Source organism: Micromonospora sp. ZG13 (genome assembly GCF_059359355.1).
Genome location: NZ_JCADBQ010000003.1, coordinates 553,021 through 577,540 on the forward strand (window position 1 = coordinate 553,021; position 24,520 = coordinate 577,540).

Below are 24,520 nucleotides of genomic sequence, written 5' to 3' on the forward strand. Positions count from 1 at the left end.
ATGATGGCCATGCGCTGGGACAACCTCGCCGCTCCCCCGGACGAGGGGGTCCCGGGCCGGGCAGCGCCGGCGACACCACCCCTGCCGCTGGCGCTGCCCGGCGCCGTCGCCCGCACCTTCGACACGCCGGGCTTCGCCGGCATGACGTTCTACGAGGTGCAGGCCAAGTCGATCATCAACAAGGTGCCCGGCGCCTCCCGCGTCCCGTTCGAGTGGACGATCAACCCCTACCGGGGATGCAGTCATGCATGCAAATATTGCTTTGCGCGGAACACGCACACCTACCTCGACCTCGACGCCGGGGCGGACTTCGACCGGAAGGTCATCGTCAAGGTCAACGCCGGTGAGCTGGTCCGGCGGGAGCTGGCCGCGCCGCGCTGGCGGGGCGCGCCCGTCGCGATGGGCACCAACGTCGACTGCTACCAGCGGGCCGAGGGGCGCTACCAGCTCATGCCGCAGATCATCGCGGCGCTGCGCGACTTCGCGAACCCGTTCTCGATCCTCACCAAGGGCACGCTGATCCTGCGGGACCTGCCGCTGCTGCGCCAGGCCGCCGAGGTCACCCGGGTCGGCGTGTCGTACTCGGTGGGCTTCGTCGACGAGCACCTCTGGCGCGCGGTGGAGCCGGGCACCCCCAGCCCGAGGCGGCGGCTGGACGCCGTACGGGCGCTGGCCGACGCCGGCTTCGACGTCGGCGTACTGATGGCGCCGATCCTGCCCGGGCTCAGCGACGACGACGCGTCGATCGACGCGACCGTGGCGGCGATCGCCGCAGCCGGGGCGAGCAGCGTGACGCCGTTGGCGCTGCACCTGCGCCCGGGCGCCCGGGAGTGGTACGCGCGCTGGCTCGGCCGCGAGTTCCCGCACCTGGTCCCCCGCTACCGCGAGCTCTACCGCTCCGGCGCGTACGCTCCGCAGTCCTACCAGCGGGAGCTGACGGCCCGGGTGCGCATCGCGGCCCGCCGGCACGGGCTGCACCGGGGCGAGCGCGGCGACGACCGCCGCCCACCCGACCCGGCATCCGCGCCGCCGCCCGCCGAGCAGCTCACTCTCCTGTAGACGGCCACCGATACGCTGCCGGCGTGCGGGAGACGATCGGTCGGGCACTGCGTCGGCAGCGCGTCGCGGTGGCGGTCGCGGTGGCCGTCGGCCTGCTCTGGGGGCTGGCGGCGGGGTTGGCGCGCACCAGCGGCCAGACCGCCCTGCTCATGCTGGTTCCGTTGGTCGCGCTGCTGTGGAGCCTGATGCGCGCCTTCGGCAAGCCTGGCGCCGCCGACCTACGGGCGGACGAGCGGGAGCGCGCCTTCTTCGTCCCGCCGACGGGACGGATGAGCTACCGCTGGGTCCTGCTCGCCTTCCTCACCTACACGACGACGAACCAGCTCGCCTCGGACCGGGAGGACCTGTGGTGGTTCTACCCCGCCCTCGCCGGCCCGCTCGCCGTGCTCCTGGCCGTCCTCCTCTGGCGCCGGGTGCCGAGCGTCGCGCTGACCCCGGCCGGGATCGAGGCCAGCCATCCGCTGCAGCAGGTCCGGGTGCCGTGGGAGGCCCTGGACCCGGCGGTTCCGAGCCTTTCGTACCGGCGCTCCACCGTCCTGCGGCTGCCGGTACGGAGCCGGGACCAGGTCCGGCTCCGGGGGATCGGCTCGCGCCGCCACACCGTCGTCGAGACCGGGGAGCTGGACGTCGCACCGGACGTGCTGGCCTCGGCCATCCAGCACTACGCCGCGCATCCCGAGCACCGCGCGGCGATCGGCACGCCGCAGGAGTACGCCCGACTGCGCAGCGCGCTCGCGGGCGGGGGCTGAGCGGCGGGGTTAGAGTCGGCGGGTGCGCTCCGCTCAGCAGATCCTCGCCGACTCCGCCGTGATCGCCGTCGTGGGCGCGTCCCGCGACCCGCGCAAGGCCGCGCACAGCGTGCCGTTGCAGATGCAGCGGTACGGCTGGCGGATCATCCCGGTCAACCCGACGGCCGACGAACTCTTCGGTGAGCGGGTCTACCGGTCTCTGGCCGACATCCCGCACCCGGTCGACCTGGTCGACGTGTTCCGGCCCGCCGAGGACGCGGTCGACGTGGTACGCGAGGCGGTGGCGATCGGTGCCCCGGCGGTCTGGTTGCAGCTCGGCATCGTCTCGGCCGAGGCGCGGCGGATCGCCACGGAGGCGGGCGTCGACTACGTCGAGGACCGCTGCCTGATCGTCGAGCGCGCCGCCGCCGGCCTGACCCGACCGGGCTGAGCGGGCGTACGGCGAGCGGCGTCGGTGCCGTCGGACCGGCCCTGTCGAGCTGATGTCGTAAACGACTCACAGCCGCACGGCCGGGTGACGTCGTCGTGGGCGCCCACCTCCGCTGATGCGCGACACCCGCGTCCGCGCGGCCGCTGATGTCGTATCCGACTCAACTCGACAGGGGCCAGCGGGCGGCACCGGCAACGTGCCGGTGCCACCCGGGCGGCGGGGACGGGGCGGCCGTGCCGCCGGGGACGTCAGAGCTTGTACTGCTTGAGCAGGCCCCGGGAGATGATCGTCTTCTGGATCTCCGAGGTGCCCTCGCCGATGAGCAGGAACGGCGCCTCGCGCATCAGGCGCTCGATCTCGTATTCCTTCGAGTAGCCGTAGCCGCCGTGGATGCGGAACGCCTCCTGGACGACCTCGGCGCAGTACTCCGAGGCGAGCAGCTTGGCCATGCCGGCCTCGACGTCGTTGCGCTGGCCGGCGTCCTTGAGCCGGGCGGCGTTGACCATCAGCGCGTGCGCGGCCTCGATCTTCGTGCCCATCTCGGCGAGCTTGAAGGCGACGGCCTGGTGCTTCGCGAGGGGCTGGCCGAAGGTGTGGCGCTGCTGGGCGTACGCGACGGCCAGCTCGAAGGCGCGGATGGAGATGCCGCAGGCGCGGGCGGCCACGTTGACGCGGCCGACCTCGATGCCGTCCATCATCTGGTAGAAGCCGCGGCCGACCATCTCCGCGCCGCCGAGGACGGCGGACTCGTCGACGGTCACGCCGTCGAGCACCATCTCGGTGGTCTCGACGCCCTTGTAGCCCATCTTGTCGATCTTGCCGGGGATGGTCAGGCCGGGGGCGGTCTCGCCGAAGCCGGGCTCCTTCTCCAGCAGGAAGGTGCTCATGTTGCCGTAGACGGAGTCGGCACCGGTGTCGGTCTTGACCAGGGTCGCCACCACCGACGAGTACGCCCCGTTGGTCAGCCACATCTTCTGGCCGTTGATCACGTATCGGTCGCCGTCGCGGACGGCCTTCGACTTGATCGCGGAGACGTCGGAGCCGCACTCCGGCTCGGACATGGAGAAGGCGCCGCGCACCTCGCCGGTGGCCATCCTCGGCAGCAGCCGGGCCTTCTGCTCGGCGGAGCCGTGCTGGGAGATCAGGTAGGCGACGATGAAGTGGGTGTTGACGATGCCGGAGATCGACATCCAGCCCCGCGACAGCTCCTCGACCACCAGCGCGTAGGTCAGCAGGGACTCGCCGAGCCCGCCGTACTCCTCGTCGATGGTGAGGCCGAAGAGGCCCATCTCGCGCATCCCGTCGAGGATGTCGCTCGGGTACTCGTCGGCGTGCTCGAGCCGCTGCGCGTGCGGAATGATCTCCTTGTCGGCGAACTCCCGGACGGTTTCCAGGATCGACCGCTGCACATCGGTCAGGCCGGGCGTCTGGGCGAGTCTGGCCATCTCAGCCTCCGGGGGTCGGCGCCTTACTCATGGGTAACTGAACGCTCCGTCAGTATTGGCCGCACGGCCGTCGAGGCCAAGGTGACCAGTCCACACAACCGCTGTGAAAAGGTTCACCGCTGCCGGTAGCGTCCGGCAAGAGGGGACGCGATCCGCCACCGGCAGGAGGAGACCGTGAGCCAGCCACCGTCGTCGGGCCCGCCCGATCCGGACCGGTCGTCGTCGCCCTGGGAGCCCCCGCCGGGGCACGACCCGTCACGGTACGAGCCGCCGCCCGCCCCCGAACCGCCGTCGTACGGCCCACCCGCTCACGAGCAGCCCGGCTACGAGGAACGCGGTTACGAGCAGCCCGCGTACGGGCAGCCCAGCTACGAGCGGCCCGGCGAGCCGCCGCAGGGGCAGCAGTGGGGGCACCAGCCCCCGTACACCCCGCAGGTGCCCTACGGGCAGTACGGCCCGCCGTCCGGTCCCCGGCCCGGCGGGACGAACGTGCTGGCCATCCTCTCGCTGGTCTTCGCGTTCGTCTTCTCCCCGGCGGGCATCGTCCTCGGCCACCTGGCCAAGCGGCAGATCCGCACGTCGGGCGAGGAGGGCGACCAGCTCGCCACGTGGGGACTCATCCTCAGCTACGTCATCACGGGGCTCGGGCTGCTGGCCTGCTGCGGCTGGATCGTGCTGATCGCCGTCGCCGGCAACAGCGGCCCCAACTACTGAGGCCGCGCAATCAGCGGAACTGGGCCTCCCGGACGCTGTTGCCGCCGTCCACCACCAGCATCTGTCCGGTGATGTACGAGGCGGCCGGCGAGCAGAGGAAGGCGATCGCCGCGGCCACCTCGTCCGGGGTGCCGGGGCGGCCAACCGGGGTGCCGAGGCCCTGCCTGATCTCCGCCACGGTGGAGGCGGCGGTGTGGATGGTGCCCGGCGCGACCGCGTTGACGGTCACCCCGTCGGCGATCATCTCCATTGCCAGCGCCCGGGTCAGCCCGACCACGCCCGCCTTGGCCGCCGCGTAGGCCGCCTCGGTGGGCAGGGCGTTGACCGGCCCGGCGGTCGCGGCCAGGTTGACGATCCGGCCCCAGCCCCGCTCCGCCATGCCGCCGATGAAGGCCCGGCTGCACAGGAACGCGGTGGTGAGGTTGCGGTCGATCTCGCCGTGCCACTCGTCGTAGCTGAGCTGGGCGACCGGGCGCAGCACCTCGGGGCTGGCCCGGCTGGCCAGGCCGGCGTTGTTGACGAGCACCTCGACGTCGCCGAGCTGCTCGGTGACCGCGTCGGCGAGCGCGCCCACCTCCGACTCGTCGGTGAGGTCGGCGACGAAGCCGGTGACGCCCAGCTCGCCGGCCCGCTCGTGGATGCGTCGGGTGGTGGAGACGATGGCCACCCGGGCGCCGAGGTCGGCCAGCCGCCGCGCCGTCGCGTACCCGATGCCGTCCGGGCTGCCCGCCCCGGTGACCAGGGCGACCTTCCCGTCGAGCCGCATGGTCACCGGGTCCGGCAGGGCCGCGGGTTCGTCGGTGCCGGCAGCGCCCGGCGGGGCGGCGGCGCGGGTGCGCCGGGCCAGGCCGGGTCGGCTCGCGTCCCGTCTCGGTCGGCTGCCGGAGCGGTCCGCGGCTCGCGCGTCAATCACCATGCCGAGATCCTGCCCGCTGGAGGGAGCGCGGGCAACGCGGCACACCCGGCGGCGACGCCCCGGCGTCTGGGCAGGGCTGACTACCCTGACGGACGCACCCCGCACCCAACGGAGCAGACGAATGACATATCCCCCGCCCTCCGGCGGCTGGAACGACCCGGCGTGGTCGGGCCAGCAGTCGAGCCCGCCCGCCGACCCCGCCCGCCCGGTGAGCGGCAATCCCGTCCCCACCCAACCCACCGGCAGTGACCCGTACGCGCCGGCCGACCCGTACGCCGCGGACCCGTACGCGGGCGGCGACCCGTACGCCGGGATGATGCACGCCTCCGGGCAGCCCGGACCCGCCGCCTACCCGCCGGCGTACCCGAACTACGGCTACGCCCCCGCGATGAGGACCAACGGCCTCGCCATCGCCGCCCTGGTGCTCGCCCTGGTCGGCATCGGCTCCTGCGTCACCGCGCCGATCGGCGCGATCCTCGGCCATGTCGCGCAGAAGCAGATCCGGGAGACCGGCGAGGGCGGCGAGGGCATGGCGAAGGCCGGCATCATCGTCGGCTGGATCGTCACCGGCCTGTACCTGCTGGTGGTCCTCTTCTACGTGGCGATCATCGTCTTCGCGATCAGCCAGGCCGACACCAGCAGCACCGGCTACTGAACCGACGGTGCCGCCCCGGCGTGGACCGGGGCGGCACGGATCGTCGGAAGGGCGGACCTACTCCGCCGGCGGGGTGAAGGACGAGGTGCGGGTCATGCCCGCGGCCCGGCCCTTCGCCGCCACCACGAGGGCCATCTTGCGGGACGCCTCGTCGATCATCTCGTCGCCGAGCATCACCGCGCCGAGCCGGCCGCCCGCCTCCGAGGTGTAGTGCTCGTACGCGTCGAGGATCAGCTCGGCGTGGTCGTAGTCGGCCTGGGCCGGCGAGTAGACCTCGTTCGCGGCGTCGATCTGACCCGGGTGCAGCACCCACTTGCCGTCGAAGCCGAGCGCCGCCGAGCGCTTGGCCACCTCGCGGAACCCGTCCACGTCGCGGATCTGGAGGAACGGGCCGTCGATGGCCTGCTTGTCGTGCATCCGGGCCGCCATCAGGATGCGCATGAGGATGTAGTGGTAGGGGTCGCCCGGGTAGTCCGGAATGAGCGCGCCGACCACCAGCGACTTCATGTTGATCGAGGCCATGAAGTCGGCCGGGCCGAAGATGATGGTCTCGACCCGCGGCGAGGCGGCCGCGATGGCGTCGATGTTGACCAGGCCGGCCGCGTTCTCGATCTGCGCCTCGATGCCGATCCGGCCGACCTCCAGGCCGAGCGTCCGCTCCAACTGGGTCAGCGTCATGTCGAGCCACTGCACCTGGGCCGCGTTCTGCACCTTCGGCAGCATGATGCAGTCGAGGTTGGCGCCGGCGCCCTCCACCACGTCGATGACGTCGCGGTAGGTCCACGGGGTGGTGAGGTCGTTGACCCGTACGACGCGGGTCTTGCCCGACCAGTCGCCCTCGTTCAGGGCCGCGACGATGTTCTTGCGGGCGTCGGGCTTGGCGAGCGGGGCGACCGCGTCCTCCAGGTCGAGGAAGACCTGGTCGGCGGGGAGCCCCTGGGCCTTGCCGAGCATCTTGACGCTGGAGCCGGGTACCGCGAGGCAGGACCGGCGGGGGCGACCGACTGCGGCCATGGATGCGCTCCTTCCAGCGTGCGGAGGGCACGCCGACGTCACGTGGCGGAAATGCGAGGGCCGGACGATGCCGAGGGCCTTTGTGACGCCACGGTAACCTCGTGCCGTGACCGGGGTGAATGGACCTGTGGAAGATCTCACTGGGCGTCGACTCGTGGTGGTGACCGGGGCCAGTTCCGGTATCGGCCTGGCGGCCGCCGTCGACCTGGCGCGCCGCGGTGACCAGGTGGTACTCGTCGGCCGGGACCCGGCCCGGCTCCAGGCCGCGGCGGAACAGGTGCGGGAGGCGTCCGGCGAACGACCGGAGCTGTTCCGCGCCGATTTCGCGGTCCTCGACGACGTCCGCGGGCTGGCTGCCAGGCTGCGCGGGGCGTACGACCGGATCGACGTGCTCGCCAACAACGCCGGGGCCATCGCCCTCCAGCCCCTCACCACCGTCGACGGCTTCGAGCTGTCGATCCAGGCCAACCACCTGGCCCCCTTCCTGCTCAGCAACCTGCTGCGGGACCGGATCGGCCGGATGGTGGTCACCGCCTCCGGCGCGCACCGCAGCGGCGTGCTCGACCCGGCCGACCTGAACGCCCCGCTGCGCCGCTACCGGCCGATGCAGGCGTACGGCACCAGCAAGCAGGCGAACATCCTCTTCACGGCCGAGGCGGCCCGACGCTGGCCGGAGATCCCCGCGTACTCCTTCCACCCGGGGGTGGTGCGCAGCCGGTTCGGCAACGACAGCCGGCTGGTCGCCCTCGGCATGCGGTTCCTGCCGTTCCGCAGCCCGGAGAAGGGCGCGGAGACGCTGGTCTGGCTGGCCAACCAGGCCCCGGAGCGGCTCATCACGGGCGGCTACTACCTCGACCGGCGGCTGCGCCGGCCGCTGCCCAGGGCGGCCGACCCGCAGCTGGCCGCCCGGCTCTGGGCGGCCAGCGCCGAGGCGGTCGGCCTCGCCGGATGACGGTGTCGCCGGCCGCCGGGACGCTGCCATACTCCGCCGCATGACGACGGGGAACGACATCGGCGGGCCCGGGGGCGGTGGCGACATCCTGCAGGTGCTCGGCGAGGACGGGGAACTCCGGGCACGGCTCGACGCCGAGCTGACCGCCTTCAACAACCGGGCGACCGGCGCGGACGACGAGGCCGGCCTCTGCGTCCGGGTCGACGACGCCGACGGCGGGCTGGTCGCCGGCCTGACCGGGTGGACCTGGGGCGGCTGCGCCGGGATCGACATGGTGTGGGTGCGCGAGGACCGCCGTGGCGAGGGCTGGGGTGGCCGGCTGCTGCGCGCCGCCGAGGAGGAGGCCCGCCGGCGCGGCTGCACGGAGGTCTCGGTGGCCTCGTTCTCGTTCCAGGCGCCGGAGTTCTACCGCCGGCACGGCTACCTGGACACGGGTCGCCGGGAGGGCATCCCCGGGGGCCACGTCGACCACCACTTCTTCAAGTCGCTGGTCACCGACCCGTCCGCCGCCGTGCGCCTGGTGGCGCTGGTGGAGCTGGCCGCCGACGCGGTGGAGGCCGGCCGGCGGTACGAGGACGCGGTGCTGGGCCTGCTCGGGCGGCACGGCGGCCGGCTGGAGCGCCGGCTGCGCACCGGCGACGGGCGTACGGAGGTGCACCTGATCCGGTTCGACACCCGCGACGGGTACGCCGGCTTCCTCGCCGACCCGCAGCGGGTGGCGCTCCGCGGTGAGCTGGGCGGGGCCGCCCCGACCGCCCGGGTGCTGGAGGTCCACGAGGTCTGAACCGGCGCGGGGGCGGCCCGGGCCGCTCCGCTCGACGGGCATGTTCACTGTGGACGGTCTGATACGGTGCATCGCAGTGATCAACGCCGATTAGTGAGGGGAGCTCCCGCATGACCGAGCAGATCGAGGCCTTCGAGCCGGTGGCGTCCGACGACTACGACCAGGAACTGACGTGCCTGGAGCCTCCGGTCGAGGCCTGACCGGCCGAAGCCTGAGCAGCCATGCGTGTCCGTGTGTCGCGGCTGGTCGTCTTCCTGTGGCGTGACGGCCAACTGGTCTGCGACGACCCGCTGCGGCACCGGCAGTTCGCGTTGACTGTCGAGGCGGAGAGGCTGCTGCGCGACTACGCCGACTGGGCCGAGCTCGACGGCCGGCTCGCGCAGCAGCTCCTCGACGCCCACGTCCTCGTCGCCGAGGGTTCGCCGGAACACGCCCGGGAGGAACGCCTCGGCGCCTGGCGCGACCTGGGGCCGGCGGCCACCTACTACCACCTGGCCAGCCGTACGCTCGGCAGCGACGTCTTCCGCTCGGCGGCGCAGGACGCGGCGGTGCTGCGCGCCAAGAGCAACCAGCCGGAGCCGGTCAAGGAGCACGACGGTCCCCGGATCGCCCTGCCCCCCACCGACCCGCCCCCGGTCGACTTCACCACGGTCCTCGCGGCCCGGCGGTCGACCCGATGGTTCGACCCGGACAACCCGGTGCCGCTGCCGGCGTTCGCCGCCCTGCTGCGCTGGACGGCCGGGATCCGCCGCGAGGTGGACGTCTCCGGAGTCGGTACGGCACTGCTCAAGACCGCCCCCTCCGGCGGGGCCCGCCACCCGGTCGAGGTCTACCCGGTGGTCCGCGACGTGGAAGGGCTGGAGCCCGGGATCTACCACTACGCGGTGCGCCGCCACGAGCTGGTGCGGCTCGCGCCCGCGCCCGGCAAGGACCGGCTGCGCGAGTGGTGCGGCGGGCAGCCGCACGCCGCCCAGGCCGGCTTCCTGCTGATGTACGCGGCGGTGCTCGACCGCACCGTGTGGAAGTACCCGGCGGCCCGCGCCTACCGCGCGCTCCTGCTCGACGTCGGTCACCTGAGCCAGACCGTCTACCTCACCGCGACCGCGCTCGGTCTCGGGACGTTCTTCACCGCCGCCACCCGCGACGCCCCCGTCGAGGACGCCCTCGGCCTGTCCTGGCCGGACGAGGTCTTCCTCGGCGTCTCCGGCGTCGGCGTGCCGCACCCCGCCGAGCGGGACCGCCAGGCGGCGATGCTCGCGGGCGGCGACGCGGCGTTCTCCTTCCCCCCGGACGCCTGGCACGGACGCGGCGAATGACCCCGACGGTGACCGTCGACCTGGCCCGGCTGGACGCGAACATCGCGCGCTGCACCGGGCGCGCGGCCGAGGCCGGGGTGGCCCTACGGGCACACGTCAAGGGGCACCGGAGCCCCGAGATCGCCGCCCGGCAGGTGGCCGCCGGCGCGGTGGGCGTCGCCGTCCACTCGGCCGCCGAGGCCGAGGCCTACGTCGCGGTGGGCGTGACGGACGTGACGGTGGCGTGGCCGTGGCGCGACGCGTGGCGGTGGAGCAGGTTCGCCCGGCTCGCGCGGCACTGCGCGGTGACGGTGCACGTGGACCACCCCGACGCGGTGGCCGGGCTCGGCGCGGCGGCCGAGGCCCACGGCGTCGAACTCGGCGTACGGATCGAGGTCGACACGGGCCTGCACCGCGTCGGCGTCGACCCCGACGCGGCCGGGGAGCTGGCCGCCACGATCGCCAGGACCGGCGGGCTGCGCCTGTCGGGCGTGACCGGCTACGTGGGGATCACCGGCCCCGACGACGCCCGCGACCGGGTCGGGCTGGGCCGTAGCCGGGCACGCCTGCTGGTGTCCGTCGCGGAGCGGATCCGCGCGACCGGGACGCCCTGCCCGCAGGTGAGCGTCGGCGGCACCCCGACCCTCGCCGGGGCGCTGGACGTCGCCGGCGTGACCGAGGTGTGCGCCGGCGCGTACGCGCTGCTCGACGGCGGGCTGGCCCGGCTGGGCGAGTGCGACCCGGGGGCGGTCGCGATCGCCGTCACCACGACCGTCACCGGCACCGACGGGCAGGGGCTGCGCACCGACGCCGACGAGCTGCTCGCGGGCGCCGACCAGACCTGGATGAGCGGTGTCGTGCTGACCGCCCCCGACGGCGCGCCGGTCCGCCCGGAGTCGGTGTCGGTGGGCGACGAGCTGCGGGTGCTGCCCGGGCACGTGTGCCCGGTGGTGGCCCGCCGACCGCTGCTGCACGTGCTCGACGCCGGCGAGCCGGTGGCCCGATGGCAGGCACTGGTGCTTCCGGACCGGGCATGACCCGGGCGGTCGCGCCCCTGGACCGTCCGGCCGACCCGCTGCGTGAGCGCCGGTTCGTCCTGTTCGCCACGGCCAGGACGATCTCCGTCTTCGGCAACGCGGTCGGCCCGCTCGCGCTGACCTTCGCCGTGCTGGACCTTCCCGGCTCCTCGCCCCCGGCGCTGTCGCTCGTGCTCGCCGCGATCTCGGTGCCCCGGATCGCGCTGATGCTGCTCGGCGGCGTCATCGGCGACCGGCTGCCCCGGCACCGCGTACTCGTGGCGGCGGAGCTGATGTGCGGCAGCTCGTACGGCGCAATGACGCTCCTCGTGCTGACCGGGCGGGCGGGCGTCGCCGCCCTCGCCGTCTGCGCGGCCGTCGCCGGCACCGCCTCCGCGCTGCTGCTGCCGTCGCTGAACGGGCTGACCGCCGAGCTGGTCGCGCCGCAGGCGCGGCAGCGTGGCAACGCCCTGCTGCGGCTGGGTACGAACACCGCCACGGTGGCGGGCTTCGCCGCGGGCGGCGCGCTGATCACCTGGCTCGGGCCGGGCTGGGCGCTGGCCCTCGACGCCGCCACGTTCGCCGTCGCCGCCGGGCTTCTCGCGCGGCTGCGCCTCGCCGGGACGGCCCGGACGGCCCGGCGGAACCTGCCGGCCGAGCTGCGCGACGGCTGGCGGGAGTTCGTCCGGCGGCGCTGGCTGTGGCAGATCGTGCTCGCCGCAGCCGTGATCAACGCCGCCGTCGGGGTCACCTTCGGGCTCGCGGGGCCGCTGCTCGCCAGGGCGCACCTGGGCGGCGCGGGCGCCTGGTCCGGCGTCCTCGCCGGGTACGCAGTGGGCATGTTCGCCGGCGTGCTCGTGGCGATGCGGATCAGGACGACCCGCCCCCTGCGCACGGCCGTACTCGCCGTGTCGATGCTGGGGCTGCCGGCGCTGCTGCTCGGCTCCGGCGCCGCCCTGCCGTTCGTGATCCTCGCCGCCGTGCTGGCCGGGGTGGCCTTCGACGTCTTCGGGGTGCTGTGGGAGACGACCGTCCAGTCCGAGGTGCCGACGGAGGCGATGTCCCGCGTGAGCGCGTACGAGTGGCTGGGGGCGGTGGGGCTGGGACCGCCCGTCATGATCGCCGCCGGCTTCGTCGTACCCGGGATCGGCGTGCGGACCACCCTGCTCGGCCTGGCCGCGGTGATCGCCGTCGCCGCGCTCGTCCCGTTGGCCAGCTCCTCCGTCCGGCACTACGAAAGGCAACCCGATGGCCGAGTACGTTGACGCCTTCGTCACGGCGTATGACCGCTTCTGGGCGCCGTACCCGCAGCGGATGGGCGACGCGTGGCTGCGGCTGCACGGGCACGTGGCACCCGGAGCCGAGCGGAGCCTGCTCGACGTCGGCTGCGGCACCGGCATCGTGGCCGCCCGGTTCGCCTCCGTGGGCTACCGGGTCGTCGGGGTCGACGTCTCCGAGGCGATGGTCGCCCGCGCCCGCGTACGGCTGGCCGGCACCGACGCGGTGCTGATCGCCGCGGACGCCGCGGACTTCGAGGTGCCGGTCCCCTGCGCGTTCGCGGTCTCCACGTACGACGTCCTCAACCACGTCGGCGGGATCGACCGGGTCCGCGCCTACCTGCGCTGCGTGCACCGGGCGGTCGCGCCGGGCGGCTGGTTCGGCTTCGACATGTCCACGGTCAAGGGCCTCCTCGCCGAGGTGCCGCCCGTCAGCCGACAGGACGGGACCGTCTCGGTCGAGGTCGCGCGGGGCCCGCTCGACGGCGACCGCCGTCCGCTGCACGTCACCGGTGAGCTGCGTGCCGACGACGGCCACGCGACCCCGTTTTCCACGACGATCACCAACACCGCCCATCCGGTCGCCGACGTGCTCTCCGCCCTGGCGGAGGCCGGCTGGGAGACGAGTCACGTCGCGGCCGTCGACGACCTGCTCACCCCCGTACCGGACCCGGAGGCGCTGCCCCGGGTCGCCGTGCTCGCCCGCCGCCCCTGACGGCGGGCCGGTCAGGCTGATCAGCCGGGCGGCGGGCCCGCGTCGGCGGGGACGGCGGTGGCGACCGGGCGGACGCGACGGGCCGCCCGGGCACCGCCGAGCACCACCACCGCGACGCCGGCCAGCAGCAGCGCCAGCCCGGCCAGGGCGGTCACCCCGGGCAGCTGCCCCAGCCAGGCCCAGCCGATCAGGGCCGCGCCCGGGGCCTCCAGCAGGGCCAGCACGCTGACCGTGGTCGCCGAGACCCGCTTCAGCGCGTAGTTGAACATCGAGTGCCCGAGCAGTTGGGCGCCGGCCACCAGGGCCAGCACGACGAGCCAGGTGCCGGTGTCGAAGCCGGTGAGCGGCACCCGGCCGACCAGGCAGACCACGAGCAGCACCAGCGCGCACACCCCGTAGCAGATGGTGGTGTAGGTGGTCGTGCTGATCGTCGTACGGGCCCGCTCGCCGAGCGCGGTGTAGACCGCCGCGAAGAGACCCCCGGCCACCGCGAGCAGGTCGCCGGCGACGGCCCGACCGGAGACGGCGAAGTCGGCGCCGGTCGCCACGGCCGCCCCCGCGACCGCCACCCCGATGCCGAGCCAGACGGCGCCCGGCAGCCGACGCCCCTGGGCCCGGGCGATCAGCCCCTGCCAGACCGGCTGGGTGGCGCACAGCGCGGTCGCCGCGGCGACCGAGGTGAGCTTGGTGCTGGGCATCCAGGTGGCGAAGTGCGCGGCGAGCGCGACCCCCGACAGTACGCAGTAGACGCCCTCGCGCCGGCCGGCGCCGACCGTCAGCGACCGGAACTCGACGCGCCGCCGGGCCGCCGAGAACGGGCCGAGCACGGCCACCGACAGCAGGTTGCGCCAGAACGCGACGGCCAGCGCGGGCGCCGCCGCGAAGGCCACCAGCGGCGCGGACGACGAGACGGCGACGACGGCCAGCACGACCGCCCCGGTGGTCACCGGGTCGAAGGGCGGGCGGTGCGTGGCGGGGGACACGAGGTGCAATCCTCACACGCCACGGGCCACCACGTACCGTCAGCGCTCCGTTACGATCATGCATGTCCGCGCCGGCGATTCCCCTACCGCCCGGAGGCGCTCCCCCATGCCCACGTACCAGGCGGTCCTGTTCGACTTCTTCGGCACGCTGACCTGTTCCGTCCAGCGGGGCGCGGCCCACCGGTCGACCGCCGAGCTGCTCGGCTGCGCGCCGCACACGCTCGTCGACGTGCTCGACCGCACCTACTACGAGCGGGCCTGCGGGCGGCTCGGCGACGCCGCGGCGACCCTGCGCTGGGTCTGCGAGCAGGCCGGCGTGCACCCCTCCGAGGACGCGATCCGCTCGGCGGTCGCCTCCCACCACCGGGCCGTACGCGCCGACACCCGGCTGCGGGACGAGGCGGTGCCGACGCTGACCGCGCTGCGCGGGCTCGGCCTGCGTACGGGGGTGATCAGCGACTGCACGCACGAGCTGCCGGCGTTCCTGCCGCAGTTGCCGATCGCCCCGCTGCTCGACGTGCGGGTCTTCTCCGTGCAGGTGGGGCGCTGCAAGCCCGACCCGGCGCTCTACCAGGCGGCGTGCCGGCGGCTCGACCTGGCGCCGGCGGACTGCCTCTACGTCGGCGACGGCGGCAGTCAGGAGCTGACCGGGGCGGAGCGGGCCGGGATGACCGCCGTACGGCTGGCGGCCCCGGACCTGGCCGGCCACATGGTGTTCAACGCCGACGCCGCCTGGAGCGGGCCGGCGCTGCGCTCCCTCGATGAGGTGGTCCACCTCGTCGAGCGGGTGCCCGAACGGGCGGACGTGCTCCTGCCGGCGGACGTCCCCGTGCCGGCGGGCGCAGGCGTGCCGGCCGGCTGCTCGCCGGTGTGAGCCCGGGGCTTCCCGGTCACCCGCGTCGCCGGCCGGCGCGTCCAGCGGCGGACGGGCGGGTGGGCGGCGCGGCCGTCGGACGGGCGCCTCAGCGGCGGCGGACCCGGTGCAGGCGGAACGGCTTGCGGACCGCCCGCACCGCCGGCGTCTCCCGGGGCACCTCGGCCAGCGAGTCCGTGGGCAACCCGGTGCCGGCGACGGGCTCGCCGGCCGGGGCCAGCCGGTTCACCGCGCAGCCGTCGGCCGCCCAGCGCTCCACGAGCTCGGCGGCGGGGCCGGGCGCGTTCAGCCGCTTCGCGGCCACGAGGGGCGCGACGGTCTCCCAGTGCTCGGTGCCGGGCGTCACGCGGCTCACCCGGGCCGGCCAGGTGACGATGCGCCCGCCATGGTCACCGCGCAGGGTGACCTGCGCCTCGGTCGCGTCGGCCAGCCCCGGGGCGGACTGCTCCCCCGGACCGCTGACCACGAAGAGCGCCCCCTCCAGGGGCAGGCACCACAGCGCCAGCGCCGGCCCGCCGGCCACGCTCACCCAGGCCACGGCGGCCTTCTTCACAGCCTCGTCGACCAGCGGCGTGCTGGCCCGCTCCGCGTCGGTCACCCCGGCATCCTCCCGCATCCACCCCCGTCCCGTCAGCGCCACCCGGGGTCCGTCGACGGCCGGGGATCCGCCGAGGGTCCGGCCGCGCCGACGTCCGTCGACGTCGACCGGGTCCGTCCGCGTGCCCTGAGACGCGGGTGGCCCGGAGGCGCGGTGGCCCGGAGGCGCGGACCCGCCGGTCAGCCGACGAACGGCGGGACCATGATCTCGCCCCGGGCGACCGGCATGACGTGGCCGGCCACGGTGGCGCCCACCGCCTGGCCCTCGGCGGCGGTCACCGTGCAGGCCAGCACGGACGGCCGGTTGATCTCGATGCCCTGGTGGACGGTGTACTCCGCGCGACCGTCGGCCGGCAGCAGGCCGCTGGCGACCAGCCACACCCCGAGGCCGAGGGCGGCCGAGCCGGTGGCCGGATCCTCCGGCACGCCCAGTCCCGGGACGAAGACCCGGGCGTGGGCGGTTTGCGCGGCGGCGTCCCAGGAGAAGACGCTGACGTGCTCCACTCCGTACCGCTGTGCCGCCGCCGCGTTGACCCGGGCGCGGGCCACCGCGTCCGGGCGGACCGGAAGGTAGGGGAACTCCAGCCCGCAGCCGGCCACCCGCGGCGCCGGACCGACGTGGTCGTCGGCGCTCAGGCCGGCCATCTCCAGCAGCGGCTCCGGGTCCAGCTCCGGGCCGAGGGTGGGGACGCCGCCGGTGAGCGTGGCCCCGGTCGCGGTCACCTCGATCGGCAGCACGCCCGCGCCGCACTCCTGAGTGACCTGCCCCACACCGAACATGCCCCGGCGGCTGGCGGTCACCGCCGCGCCGACGCTGGGATGCCCGGCGAAGGGCAGTTCCTCGGCCGGTGTGAAGATACGGGCGCGGTAGGTGGCGCCGACCTGGGTGGGCGGGAGCACGAACACCGTCTCGGAGAGGTTGAACTCACACGCGAGCGCCTGCATCTGCTCGGTGGCCAGCGCTTGGGCGCCGAACACCACGGCCAGCGGGTTGCCGGCGAACGGGCGGTCGGTGAAGACGTCCACGATCTCGTAGGCCAAGGTCGACATGTTGATAAACACTAGGCGCTTAGGCTGGTGCCCGTGAGCACGCCGACCCGGATCTACATCGCCCGGCTCGCCGGGGTCGCCGTCTTCGACCCCAACGGCGACCAGGTGGGCCGGGTCCGCGACGCGGTGGCCCGGCTACGGCCGACGCAGCGCCCGCCGGAGGTGGTCGGGCTGGTCGCCGAGATGCCGATGCGCCGGCGCATCTTCCTCTCCATCAACCGGATCACCTCCATCGACGCCGACGCGGTCGTGCTCGGCAGTGGCACGCTCAACCTGCGGCGCTTCGAGAAGCGCCCGAACGAACTGCTCGTGCTCCAGGAGCTGCTGGACCGTCGGGTGCAGCTCGACCCCGGCGGGCAGGCGGGTTCCGTGGTCGACGTGGCGATGGAGTGCAGCCGGGGCGGCGAGTGGTCGCTGGCCCGGGTCGCCGTACGCGAGCACACCGGCCGGCTGACCCGCCGGGGCCACCTGCACCAGGTCGAGTGGGAGCGGGTACGCGGGCTCAGCGGCATCGCCGACAGCCGGGGCACGGCCAACCTGCTCTCGGTGCTGGAGGACATGCGCCCCGCCGACCTCGCCAACGCCCTCCAGGACCTCCCCGACACCCGGCGCAACGAGATCGCCGCCGCGCTCGACGACGAGCGCCTCGCCGACGTGCTCAGCGAGCTGCCGGAGCACGACCAGGTGGAGATCCTGGCCGCGCTGGACCGGGAGCGGGCGGCCGACGTGCTGGAGGAGATGGACCCGGACGACGCCGCCGACCTGCTCAGCGAGCTGCCCCCGCCCGAGCAGGACGTGCTGCTCGACCTGATGCAGCCCGACGAGGCCGACCCCGTACGTCAGCTGCTCAAGTACACGCCGGGCACCGCGGGCAGCGTGATGACCTCCGAGCCGGTCATCCTGCCGCCGGACGCCACCGTCGCCGAGGCCCTGGCCCGGATCCGGGAACCGCAGCTCTCCCCCGCGATCGCCGCGCAGGTCTTCGTGTCCCGGGCGCCGATGACCACGCCGACCGGCCGCTACCTCGGCATGGTGCACTTCCAGCGGCTGCTGCGCGAGCCGCCGGCCGACCTGCTCGGCGGCATCGTGGTCAACGACATCGACCCGCTGCGGCCGACCACCCCGCTGCCGGAGATCACCCGCCGGATGGCCACGTACGACCTGGTCGCCATGCCCGTGATCGACCGCAACAACCGGCTCGTCGGCGCGGTCACCGTCGACGACGTGCTGGACCACCTCCTGCCCCGGGACTGGCGGGACCGGGACGCCGCCGGGCGCCCGTTCCCCGCCGAGCCGACGCTGGACGGCGCGGATGGCTGAGCAGCGACGGGCGCCGCGGCTCGACCAGCCGCGCGAGCCCCGGGGCGTCAGGCTGCCCCGATTCGACCCGGAGGCCTTCGGCCGGTGGTCCGAGGGGATCGCCCGGGGGATGGGCACCGCGAACTTCATCGTCTACATGACGATCGTGATCACGCTGTGGTTCGGCTGGAACACCCTGGCCCCGGCGCACCTGCGCTTCGACCCGTACACCTTCACGTTCCTGACCCTGGTGCTGTCCCTCCAGGCCAGCTATGCGGCCCCGCTGATCCTGCTGGCGCAGAACCGGCAGGCCGACCGGGACCGGGTCACCCAGGAGGAGGACCGCCGGCGGGCGACCATGCAGAAGGCCGACACGGAGTACCTGACCCGGGAGATCGCCGCGCTGCGCAACGCGATGGGCGAGGTGGCGACCCGGGACTTCCTCCGTTCGGAGCTGGCCCGGCTCGCCGAGGAGCTGGACGAGGCGGGCCGCCGCCGGCAGCGGCTGGAGCGCCGGCAGCAGGAGAAGATCCCGCCGCACGGCGACGGGCTGGAGGAGCCCCGCGACGACCTGGACGACGACCGGTTCCGGGACGGCCATCCGGAGGCCCACAGCCGGGAGCCCGAGGGCTGAGCCCCGGGTGGGGCCGCCCGAGCGGCGCGGCCGACGACGCCGGGCGGGCGTGCCCCGGCGGCGGGCGGGGCCCACTCGATCGTCCCGTTTCGCCCGGTACGCCGCCCGGCCAAGCCGTCGTCATCGATTCGCTCACACCGGCCCCCGCTGGCGGCGGTGGGGCAGGGCCGCCGACGTAGCATTGCGGGCATGTCAGCACCCGTCAGCACCGTCTCCGACGCGATCCAGGCCGCGCTGGCCACCGTCAACGACCCGGAGATCCGCCGGCCCATCACCGAGTTGGGCATGGTCCGCTCCGCCGAGGTCGGCGACGACGGCGTCGTACGGGTCGAGCTGCTGCTCACCGTCGCCGGCTGCCCGCTGAAGGACAAGCTGCGCTCGGACATCACGGCCGCCGTCGGCGCGGTGCCCGGGGTGACCGGCGTGACGATCGAGTTCGGCGTGATGAGCCCCGAGCAGCGCCAGGAACTCCAGGCGAAGCTGCGCGGCGGCGGCGCCCAGGAGCCGGTCGTCCCGTTCGCCCAGCCGGGATCCCGCACCCGCGTGTACGCGGTGGCCAGCGGCAAGGGCGGCGTCGGCAAGTCCAGCGTCACGGTCAACCTGGCCGCCGCGCTGGCCGCCCGTGGGCTCTCCGTCGGCGTGGTCGACGCGGACATCTACGGCCACTCGGTGCCCCGGATGCTCGGCGCCGACGGGCGCCCCACCCGCGTCGAGGACATGATCATGCCGCCGCAGTCGCACGGCGTGAAGGTCATCTCGATCGGCATGTTCACCGCCGGCAACGCCGCCGTGGTGTGGCGCGGCCCGATGCTGCACCGGGCGTTGCAGCAGTTCCTCGCCGACGTCTACTGGGGCGAGCTGGACGTGCTCCTGCTCGACCTGCCCCCGGGCACCGGCGACGTGGCCATCTCCCTGGCCCAGCTGCTGCCCAACTCCGAGATCCTGATCGTCACCACCCCGCAGACCGCCGCCGCCGAGGTGGCGGAGCGGGCCGGCGCGATCGCGTTGCAGACCCACCAGCGCGTGGTCGGCGTCATCGAGAACATGTCCTGGCTGGAGCTGCCGGACGGCTCCCGGATGGAGGTCTTCGGCGCGGGCGGCGGGCAGGCGGTCGCCGAGTCGCTGACCAAGACCATCGGCGCCCAGGTGCCGCTGCTGGGGCAGATCCCGCTCGACACCCGGGTCCGCGAGGCCGGCGACGTGGGCACCCCGATCGTGCTGGCCGAGCCGGAGTCGCCGGCCGCGAAGGCGCTGGGTCAGGTCGCTGACCGGCTCGCCGTACGGCGGGAGTCGCTGCTCGGCAAGCCGCTGGGCCTCAAGCCCGCCGGCCGCTGACCGTACGCCGGCCACGGGCCGGCACCGTCGCCACCCGCGCGGGGGCGGCGTTCCCCCGGGAGCGCCGCCCCCGTCGCCGTCTGCGGCGCGGCACGGCGGGCGGGGTCAGGTCGCGTCGTCGTAGCTGACCCGGGGGGCGGGAGCCGGGGCGGCGCCGGTGGCGGTGGCCGGGCGGCCGCCGCCCGCGCGCAGGTCGGCGGCGGAGGCGACGTCCTTCAGCTCGTTGTGCACGCCGGTCACGTCCGCCCGCAGGTTGTCGTAGACGCCCTGCAACGGCTTCCGGATCGCCTGCTCGTCCTCCTCGCTGAGCAGGTGCTTGCGGATGAACGCCTTCGGGTGCAGGTCCTCCAGCTGGATGTCGGTGCCCAGCTCGCGACTGAGGTCGGTGGTGGCGTTGCTGGCCATGGCGCGCAGGTTGCGCACCATGCGCAGCCCGTCGCTGATCACCGCGGGCAGCCGGTCACCGAAGATCAGCAGCGCCAGTAGCAGCAGCGCACCGATCTCCCACCAGTTCAGGTTCTCGAACACTGCGCGGGCCTCCTTCGGCGTCAGCAGCAAGACTACGCACGTCGGGCACCGCCCGGGGAGGGGTGGTGGGGCCCTACTTGGCGTCTGCGGCCAGCGTCACGGAGGCATTCTGCCGGTTGGCGCCCCGGCGGTACTCCACGGTCACCACCGCGCCGGGCGCGAACTTGCGGACCAGCGCGATGAGGTCGGTCGGCTCGGTCATCGGCCGCCCGGCGAGCTTGAGGATCACGTCACCGGCCTTCAGCCCCGCGCCGGCCGCCGGGCCCGACGGCTCCACCGCCGCCAGGCGTACGCCGGTTCCTCCGGTGCCCGCGCCGGCCCCGCCGACCTGGGCGCCGATCACCGTGCGCCGGGCCTTGCCGGTGCCGATGATGTCCTGCGTGATCCGCTTGGCCTGGTTGATCGGGATGGCGAAGGCGAGGCCGATGTTGCCCGCCTCCTGCCCGTCGGAGACCAACGACTTGATGGTCGAGTTGACCCCGATCACCCGGCCCGCGCCGTCGACCAGCGGGCCGCCCGAGTTGCCGTGGTTGACGGCCGCGTCGGTCTGGATCGCCGCGTAGTAGCGCGTGGGACCGCCCGGCTCGCCGGCCCGCATCGTGCGGTCCAGGGCGCTGACGATGCCGGCCGTGACCGTGTTGGCCAGCGAGAGCGGCGAGCCCATGGCCAGCACCGGGTCGCCCACGGCCAGCGCGTCGGAGTCGCCGAACTCGACCGGCCGCAGGCCCGTCCGGGAGACCTTGATCACCGCGATGTCGGACTCCGGGTCCTGCCCGACGACGGTCGCCGGGGCGGAACTGCCGTCGTTGAAGACCACCGACGCCTTGCCGGTCGCCCCCGCCACCACGTGGTCGTTGGTGATGACGTGCCCGTCGGCGCTCGCGATGAAGCCCGAGCCCTCGCTCGTGCCGCCGAGGCTCGCCACCCGGACGGTCACCACGCTGGGCAGCACCCGCTCGGCGACCCCGGCCAGCGACTCGGGCCTGCGCTGGGCCAGGCCGGGCGCCTGCGGGTCCGCGCCGAGCACCGTGTTGGCCACGGCACCCCCGCGCACCGCGAAGGCGTACCCGAGCGCGCCGCCCAGGCTGCCCGCGAGCAGCGCGGTGATCAAGGGGATGAGCAGCAGTTGCCGCAGCGTCGGCCGGCCCGGGGCGTCCGGGTCGAGGACCCGCTCCGGCTCGGTGCCGGGGCTCGGCGCGGCCGGCAGTACCACGGCGGCCGGCGCCGCCGGGTCGCGCCACGGGTCGGCCAGCGCGTCGGACCACCAGGGCGAAGTCGTGCCGCCCCCGCCGCCCTCAGGCGTCGGCGGCCGGCCCACCGGCGGGTGTCCGGGCAGCGGCGGTCTCGCCGGTGCCGGAGTTCCCCCGGGCTGGCGCCAGTCCCAGCCGTCGGTCACGTCGGTGCCCTCCCAGTCCGTCCCCGGGTCCCGCGCTCGACGGACCCGGCGACAGCGTCGCCCGGTCGCGCTCGCCGGAACACCGCTTCCAGGATTACACGGATGCGGCGGATGGAGTCACCGGTTGCCGACCGTGATCGTCGGGTGGCGGACGCGCGGCTGCGCCCGTTCGACGTCGCCTCTAGGCTCACAGTGCCCACCCGCCCCCGCACCACGCATGCCGCCCGGAGGTGTCCCATCGCCACGGTCGCCGGTTCCGGCACTTCGACGGCCCAGACCCTGCACTTCGCCGAGTCGTACGTGACCGAGGATCTCGTCCTGCGCACCGCCCGCAGCCTGGCCCACGAGGTCGGCCTCGAGGCGGTGACCCCCGGCGCCGGCGCGGCGCTGCGGCTGCTCGCCGCCGCCGGCAGCGCCCGGGCGGTGGTGGAGATCGGCACCGGCACGGGCGTCAGCGGCGTCTGGCTGCTGCGCGGGATGCGCGCCGACGGCGTACTCACCACCATCGACGTCGAGGTCGAGCACCAGCGGATCGCCCGGCGGATCTTCACCGAGGCGGGCTTCGCCGCCGGCCGCACCCGGATCATCACCGGCCGGGCGCTGGACGTGCTCCCCCGGCTCGCCGACGGCGCGTACGACCTGGTCTTCGTGGACGCCGAGGCGACCGGGTTCGCCGCCTGCGTCGACGCCGCGCTGCGGCTGCTGCGCCCGGGCGGCGTGGTCGCGCTCAACGGCACGCTGGCCGGCGGCCGGATCGGTGACCCGGCCGCCCGCGACGTGGAGACGGTGACCGTCCGCGAGGCCATCAAGGCGATCCGCGAGTCCGAGCACTGGATCCCGGCGCTGCTGCCGGTCGGCCACGGGCTGCTCGCCGCCGTGAAGTGCTGACCCGCCGCTGACCGGGGGCCCGCCGGGGGCGGGCGCCGCCCGGCGGTCAAGCCAGCGAGCCCAGCCAGCGCAGCAGCGAGCGTACGCCCCAGCCGGTCGCGCCCCGGGTCAGCTCGGCGTCGTCGCCGTCGGCCCAGGACGGCGCGGACATGTCCACGTGCAGCCACCGGTCGCGCAGCTCACCGGTGAACTCCCGCAGGTAGAGCGCCGCCATCACCGACCCGGCGCCCCGGTCCGGCGAGCTGTGCAGGTCGGCCAGTTCGCTGCCGAGGTGCTCGGCGTAGTCGGCGGGCAGCGGCATCCGCCAGGCGGCCTCGCCGGCGGCGGCGATCGCGGCCAGCACGTCCGCCGCGAGCGCGTCGTTGTCGCTGTAGAGGGCGCCGGTGCGCTTGCCCAGCGCCACCGCGTTCGCCCCGGTGAGCGTGGCGAGGTCGACCAGCAGGTCGGGCCGCAGCTCGGCCGCCGCGTACGCGAGGGCGTCGGCCAGCACGAGCCGGCCCTCGGCGTCGGAGTTGGTGGTCTCGCTGGTGGTGCCGCCGTAGTGGCGGATGATGTCGCCGGGGCGGAACGCCGACCCGCTGAGCATGTTCTCCGCCAGCGGCGCGAGCGTGGTGACCCGGACCGGCAGACGCAGGGCCGCCGCGCCGAGGGTCGCCGCGACCACCGCCGCCGCCCCGGCCATGTCCTTGCGCATCAGCTTCATCGCCGCCACCGGCTTGATCGAGATGCCGCCGGTGTCGAACGTGATCCCCTTGCCGACCAGCACCACGTGGGTACGGGCGTCGGCCGGCCGCCAGTCCAGCTCCAGCAGGCGCGGGGTGCTCGCGGAGCCGCCCCCGACGGCGAGGATCCCGCCGAAGCCCTCGGCCGCCAGCTCGTCCGGGCCGCGTACGCGCAGGTGCAGGTCGGGCACGTCGGCGGCGTGGGCGGCGACCTGCTCGGCGAACCACTGCGGGTTCTTGACCGACGAGGGGGTGTTGGTGAGGTCGCGGGCGAAGCGGGTCATCCGGGCCGTCGTCCGGGCCGCCTCGACGGTCGCGGTGTGCGCGCCCGGGTCGGCCACCAGCACGTCGACCTCCGCCAGGGCGGGGGCGGTGCCGGCGTCGGTCAGCCGGAACCGGTACGAGGCCAGCAGCAGCCCCTCGACGAGTCCGCGTACGGCCGCCTGGGTGGCGTCGGCCGACATCGCCAACGTGACGTGTGTCTCATCCTTCGCGGCACGGGCCAGGGCCGCCCCGGCCGCCCGCCAGCCGGCCTCGTCGCCCTCGCCGACGCCGAGCAGCAGCAGCCGGCCCGGCTCCCGCCCGGGTCGCAGCTGCGCCTGAACCTCGCCGGGGCGCCCGGTCAGCCGGGCCGCCGGCGCCAGGGCGGCAGCCTCCTCGGTCACGCCGTCGGGCAGCGCCGACGCGGTCGGGGCCGGTCGGGCCGGGTCGCCGTCGGCCGGGCCGGGCCGGACGGGCAGAACGAGCGTGTCGAGCCGGTCGGGCTCGGCGAGCAGACGGATGGCGAGCACGCGGAGCCGTACCTCCAGGGAAGCTCGCGGAGCGCGGCTCCGCGGGGAATGAAGACCCTGAGCCACCGGCGGGGCCGGTGGCTCAGGGGTTGACGAAAGGCCCGCGCGGGCGCGCGGACCGTTCCTCGGTCAGCCGGCGGCTGCCTTCAGTGCGTCACCGAGTGCGTTGGCCTCGTCGGGAGTCATCTCGACGACGAGCCGGCCACCACCCTCCAGCGGGACGCGCATGACGATGCCCCGGCCCTCCTTGGTGACTTCCAGCGGACCGTCGCCCGTCCGCGGCTTCATCGCCGCCATGTTGTCTCCCCTCAGACCTACACCAGGGTCGGTGGGTTGCCCCACAGCCACTTCGTCTTGACCACCCGCAACCTACGCGGGGGTGTCGACCAACGATTTTCCCTG

26 protein-coding genes are annotated in these 24,520 nt (G+C 74.6%); 16 read left to right on the plus strand and 10 right to left on the minus strand.

Going from position 1 to position 24,520, the window contains the following annotated elements:
- Nucleotides 1-9 precede the first annotated feature (9 nt).
- The 3 genes from AC5L34_RS10090 to AC5L34_RS10100 are packed head-to-tail and all read left to right on the plus strand — an operon-like array spanning nucleotide 10 to nucleotide 2,238.
- Nucleotides 10-1,059, plus strand: coding sequence for an Rv2578c family radical SAM protein (locus AC5L34_RS10090; RefSeq protein WP_494824580.1), 1,050 nt, complete (start codon nucleotides 10-12; stop codon nucleotides 1,057-1,059).
- A 23-nt stretch (nucleotides 1,060-1,082) separates the two neighbouring features.
- Complete coding sequence (locus tag AC5L34_RS10095) at nucleotides 1,083-1,808, plus strand: hypothetical protein (RefSeq protein ID WP_441174515.1); 726 nt, start codon at nucleotides 1,083-1,085, stop codon at nucleotides 1,806-1,808.
- 22 nt (nucleotides 1,809-1,830) lie between these two features.
- Nucleotides 1,831-2,238 carry a CoA-binding protein gene (locus AC5L34_RS10100; RefSeq protein WP_441174516.1) on the plus strand — a complete coding sequence of 136 codons (408 nt, stop codon included), beginning with the start codon at nucleotides 1,831-1,833 and terminating at the stop codon, nucleotides 2,236-2,238.
- A 248-nt stretch (nucleotides 2,239-2,486) separates the two neighbouring features.
- On the opposite strand, the gene AC5L34_RS10105 is transcribed toward AC5L34_RS10100, so the two are convergent.
- Entirely contained in the window at nucleotides 2,487-3,683 is a 1,197-nt protein-coding gene (locus tag AC5L34_RS10105; protein ID WP_363893248.1) for an acyl-CoA dehydrogenase family protein, read from the minus strand.
- Between the two features lie 174 nt (nucleotides 3,684-3,857).
- Here AC5L34_RS10105 and AC5L34_RS10110 point away from each other — a divergent pair, with 174 nt between their 5' ends.
- Nucleotides 3,858-4,397, plus strand: coding sequence for a DUF4190 domain-containing protein (locus tag AC5L34_RS10110; RefSeq protein ID WP_441174517.1), 540 nt, complete (start codon nucleotides 3,858-3,860; stop codon nucleotides 4,395-4,397).
- A 10-nt stretch (nucleotides 4,398-4,407) separates the two neighbouring features.
- On the opposite strand, the gene AC5L34_RS10115 is transcribed toward AC5L34_RS10110, so the two are convergent.
- Entirely contained in the window at nucleotides 4,408-5,313 is a 906-nt protein-coding gene (locus AC5L34_RS10115; protein ID WP_363620515.1) for an SDR family NAD(P)-dependent oxidoreductase, read from the minus strand.
- A 121-nt stretch (nucleotides 5,314-5,434) separates the two neighbouring features.
- Here AC5L34_RS10115 and AC5L34_RS10120 point away from each other — a divergent pair, with 121 nt between their 5' ends.
- Nucleotides 5,435-5,968 carry a DUF4190 domain-containing protein gene (locus AC5L34_RS10120; protein ID WP_494824583.1) on the plus strand — a complete coding sequence of 178 codons (534 nt, stop codon included), beginning with the start codon at nucleotides 5,435-5,437 and terminating at the stop codon, nucleotides 5,966-5,968.
- Between the two features lie 57 nt (nucleotides 5,969-6,025).
- Here AC5L34_RS10120 and AC5L34_RS10125 read toward each other — a convergent pair whose 3' ends face one another.
- Nucleotides 6,026-6,982: an HpcH/HpaI aldolase/citrate lyase family protein gene (locus tag AC5L34_RS10125; RefSeq protein ID WP_089002151.1), complete on the minus strand. Its 957-nt coding sequence runs from the start codon at nucleotides 6,980-6,982 to the stop codon at nucleotides 6,026-6,028.
- A 127-nt stretch (nucleotides 6,983-7,109) separates the two neighbouring features.
- On the opposite strand from AC5L34_RS10125, the gene AC5L34_RS10130 reads away from it, so the two are divergent.
- The 6 genes from AC5L34_RS10130 to AC5L34_RS10155 all read left to right on the plus strand — a co-directional run bounded on the left by AC5L34_RS10130 (nucleotide 7,110) and on the right by AC5L34_RS10155 (nucleotide 13,021).
- Nucleotides 7,110-7,934, plus strand: a complete 825-nt coding sequence (locus AC5L34_RS10130; RefSeq protein ID WP_441174519.1) for an SDR family NAD(P)-dependent oxidoreductase — start codon at nucleotides 7,110-7,112, stop codon at nucleotides 7,932-7,934.
- 40 nt (nucleotides 7,935-7,974) lie between these two features.
- A complete protein-coding gene (locus AC5L34_RS10135) occupies nucleotides 7,975-8,718 on the plus strand; it encodes a GNAT family N-acetyltransferase (protein ID WP_494824585.1) in 744 nt (247 codons plus the stop codon).
- A 221-nt stretch (nucleotides 8,719-8,939) separates the two neighbouring features.
- Complete coding sequence (locus AC5L34_RS10140; RefSeq protein WP_494824587.1) at nucleotides 8,940-10,034, plus strand: SagB/ThcOx family dehydrogenase; 1,095 nt, start codon at nucleotides 8,940-8,942, stop codon at nucleotides 10,032-10,034.
- Nucleotides 10,031-11,050 (plus strand): alanine racemase, encoded by a 1,020-nt coding sequence (locus AC5L34_RS10145; RefSeq protein WP_441174522.1) that lies wholly within the window; start codon nucleotides 10,031-10,033, stop codon nucleotides 11,048-11,050. Before AC5L34_RS10140 ends, AC5L34_RS10145 begins: the two co-directional genes overlap by 4 nt.
- Nucleotides 11,047-12,294 carry an MFS transporter gene (locus tag AC5L34_RS10150; protein ID WP_494824589.1) on the plus strand — a complete coding sequence of 416 codons (1,248 nt, stop codon included), beginning with the start codon at nucleotides 11,047-11,049 and terminating at the stop codon, nucleotides 12,292-12,294. Before AC5L34_RS10145 ends, AC5L34_RS10150 begins: the two co-directional genes overlap by 4 nt.
- Entirely contained in the window at nucleotides 12,278-13,021 is a 744-nt protein-coding gene (locus AC5L34_RS10155) for a class I SAM-dependent DNA methyltransferase (RefSeq protein ID WP_441174524.1), read from the plus strand. The genes AC5L34_RS10150 and AC5L34_RS10155 overlap by 17 nt, the downstream gene beginning before the upstream one ends.
- A gap of 20 nt (nucleotides 13,022-13,041) precedes the next feature.
- Here AC5L34_RS10155 and AC5L34_RS10160 read toward each other — a convergent pair whose 3' ends face one another.
- On the minus strand, nucleotides 13,042-14,004 hold the full coding sequence (locus AC5L34_RS10160; protein WP_494824590.1) for a DMT family transporter: 963 nt from the start codon (nucleotides 14,002-14,004) through the stop codon (nucleotides 13,042-13,044).
- A gap of 106 nt (nucleotides 14,005-14,110) precedes the next feature.
- Between AC5L34_RS10160 and AC5L34_RS10165 the strand changes: the two genes are divergently transcribed.
- Complete coding sequence (locus AC5L34_RS10165) at nucleotides 14,111-14,878, plus strand: HAD family hydrolase (protein ID WP_441174526.1); 768 nt, start codon at nucleotides 14,111-14,113, stop codon at nucleotides 14,876-14,878.
- A gap of 88 nt (nucleotides 14,879-14,966) precedes the next feature.
- Here the strand turns inward: AC5L34_RS10165 and AC5L34_RS10170 are convergent, their stop codons facing one another.
- On the minus strand, nucleotides 14,967-15,494 hold the full coding sequence (locus AC5L34_RS10170) for a hypothetical protein (RefSeq protein WP_441174527.1): 528 nt from the start codon (nucleotides 15,492-15,494) through the stop codon (nucleotides 14,967-14,969).
- A 161-nt stretch (nucleotides 15,495-15,655) separates the two neighbouring features.
- On the minus strand, nucleotides 15,656-16,525 hold the full coding sequence (locus tag AC5L34_RS10175) for a PhzF family phenazine biosynthesis protein (protein WP_441174528.1): 870 nt from the start codon (nucleotides 16,523-16,525) through the stop codon (nucleotides 15,656-15,658).
- 33 nt (nucleotides 16,526-16,558) lie between these two features.
- On the opposite strand from AC5L34_RS10175, the gene AC5L34_RS10180 reads away from it, so the two are divergent.
- The 3 genes from AC5L34_RS10180 to AC5L34_RS10190 all read left to right on the plus strand — a co-directional run bounded on the left by AC5L34_RS10180 (nucleotide 16,559) and on the right by AC5L34_RS10190 (nucleotide 19,793).
- A complete protein-coding gene (locus AC5L34_RS10180) occupies nucleotides 16,559-17,845 on the plus strand; it encodes a magnesium transporter MgtE N-terminal domain-containing protein (RefSeq protein WP_441174529.1) in 1,287 nt (428 codons plus the stop codon).
- Complete coding sequence (locus AC5L34_RS10185; RefSeq protein ID WP_441174530.1) at nucleotides 17,838-18,458, plus strand: DUF1003 domain-containing protein; 621 nt, start codon at nucleotides 17,838-17,840, stop codon at nucleotides 18,456-18,458. The genes AC5L34_RS10180 and AC5L34_RS10185 overlap by 8 nt, the downstream gene beginning before the upstream one ends.
- Before the next feature lie 189 nt (nucleotides 18,459-18,647).
- Entirely contained in the window at nucleotides 18,648-19,793 is a 1,146-nt protein-coding gene (locus AC5L34_RS10190; RefSeq protein ID WP_441174531.1) for an Mrp/NBP35 family ATP-binding protein, read from the plus strand.
- A gap of 105 nt (nucleotides 19,794-19,898) precedes the next feature.
- On the opposite strand, the gene AC5L34_RS10195 is transcribed toward AC5L34_RS10190, so the two are convergent.
- Together AC5L34_RS10195 and AC5L34_RS10200 are read right to left on the minus strand one after the other, a co-directional pair.
- On the minus strand, nucleotides 19,899-20,321 hold the full coding sequence (locus AC5L34_RS10195) for a twin-arginine translocase TatA/TatE family subunit (RefSeq protein ID WP_101414027.1): 423 nt from the start codon (nucleotides 20,319-20,321) through the stop codon (nucleotides 19,899-19,901).
- Nucleotides 20,322-20,394: 73 nt separating this feature from the next.
- Complete coding sequence (locus AC5L34_RS10200; protein WP_441174532.1) at nucleotides 20,395-21,717, minus strand: S1C family serine protease; 1,323 nt, start codon at nucleotides 21,715-21,717, stop codon at nucleotides 20,395-20,397.
- 300 nt (nucleotides 21,718-22,017) lie between these two features.
- Between AC5L34_RS10200 and AC5L34_RS10205 the strand changes: the two genes are divergently transcribed.
- Entirely contained in the window at nucleotides 22,018-22,605 is a 588-nt protein-coding gene (locus tag AC5L34_RS10205) for an O-methyltransferase (RefSeq protein WP_089003702.1), read from the plus strand.
- Nucleotides 22,606-22,651: 46 nt separating this feature from the next.
- On the opposite strand, the gene AC5L34_RS10210 is transcribed toward AC5L34_RS10205, so the two are convergent.
- Complete coding sequence (locus AC5L34_RS10210) at nucleotides 22,652-24,118, minus strand: leucyl aminopeptidase family protein (protein WP_441174533.1); 1,467 nt, start codon at nucleotides 24,116-24,118, stop codon at nucleotides 22,652-22,654.
- Nucleotides 24,119-24,247: 129 nt separating this feature from the next.
- Entirely contained in the window at nucleotides 24,248-24,415 is a 168-nt protein-coding gene (locus AC5L34_RS10215; RefSeq protein ID WP_007455245.1) for a DUF3117 domain-containing protein, read from the minus strand.
- Nucleotides 24,416-24,520 lie beyond the last annotated feature (105 nt).

Bases quoted from the DNA above. Each gene is read 5' to 3' on its own strand.
- AC5L34_RS10090 (WP_494824580.1), top strand. From the start codon at position 10: ATGCGCTGGGACAACCTCGCCGCTCCCCCGGACGAGGGGGTCCCGGGC.
- AC5L34_RS10105 (WP_363893248.1), bottom strand. From the start codon at position 3,683: ATGGCCAGACTCGCCCAGACGCCCGGCCTGACCGATGTGCAGCGGTCG.
- AC5L34_RS10115 (WP_363620515.1), bottom strand. From the start codon at position 5,313: ATGGTGATTGACGCGCGAGCCGCGGACCGCTCCGGCAGCCGACCGAGA.
- AC5L34_RS10120 (WP_494824583.1), top strand. From the start codon at position 5,435: ATGACATATCCCCCGCCCTCCGGCGGCTGGAACGACCCGGCGTGGTCG.
- AC5L34_RS10125 (WP_089002151.1), bottom strand. From the start codon at position 6,982: ATGGCCGCAGTCGGTCGCCCCCGCCGGTCCTGCCTCGCGGTACCCGGC.
- AC5L34_RS10135 (WP_494824585.1), top strand. From the start codon at position 7,975: ATGACGACGGGGAACGACATCGGCGGGCCCGGGGGCGGTGGCGACATC.
- AC5L34_RS10140 (WP_494824587.1), top strand. From the start codon at position 8,940: ATGCGTGTCCGTGTGTCGCGGCTGGTCGTCTTCCTGTGGCGTGACGGC.
- AC5L34_RS10145 (WP_441174522.1), top strand. From the start codon at position 10,031: ATGACCCCGACGGTGACCGTCGACCTGGCCCGGCTGGACGCGAACATC.
- AC5L34_RS10150 (WP_494824589.1), top strand. From the start codon at position 11,047: ATGACCCGGGCGGTCGCGCCCCTGGACCGTCCGGCCGACCCGCTGCGT.
- AC5L34_RS10155 (WP_441174524.1), top strand. From the start codon at position 12,278: ATGGCCGAGTACGTTGACGCCTTCGTCACGGCGTATGACCGCTTCTGG.
- AC5L34_RS10165 (WP_441174526.1), top strand. From the start codon at position 14,111: ATGCCCACGTACCAGGCGGTCCTGTTCGACTTCTTCGGCACGCTGACC.
- AC5L34_RS10170 (WP_441174527.1), bottom strand. From the start codon at position 15,494: ATGCGGGAGGATGCCGGGGTGACCGACGCGGAGCGGGCCAGCACGCCG.
- AC5L34_RS10175 (WP_441174528.1), bottom strand. From the start codon at position 16,525: ATGTCGACCTTGGCCTACGAGATCGTGGACGTCTTCACCGACCGCCCG.
- AC5L34_RS10185 (WP_441174530.1), top strand. From the start codon at position 17,838: ATGGCTGAGCAGCGACGGGCGCCGCGGCTCGACCAGCCGCGCGAGCCC.
- AC5L34_RS10190 (WP_441174531.1), top strand. From the start codon at position 18,648: ATGTCAGCACCCGTCAGCACCGTCTCCGACGCGATCCAGGCCGCGCTG.
- AC5L34_RS10215 (WP_007455245.1), bottom strand. From the start codon at position 24,415: ATGGCGGCGATGAAGCCGCGGACGGGCGACGGTCCGCTGGAAGTCACC.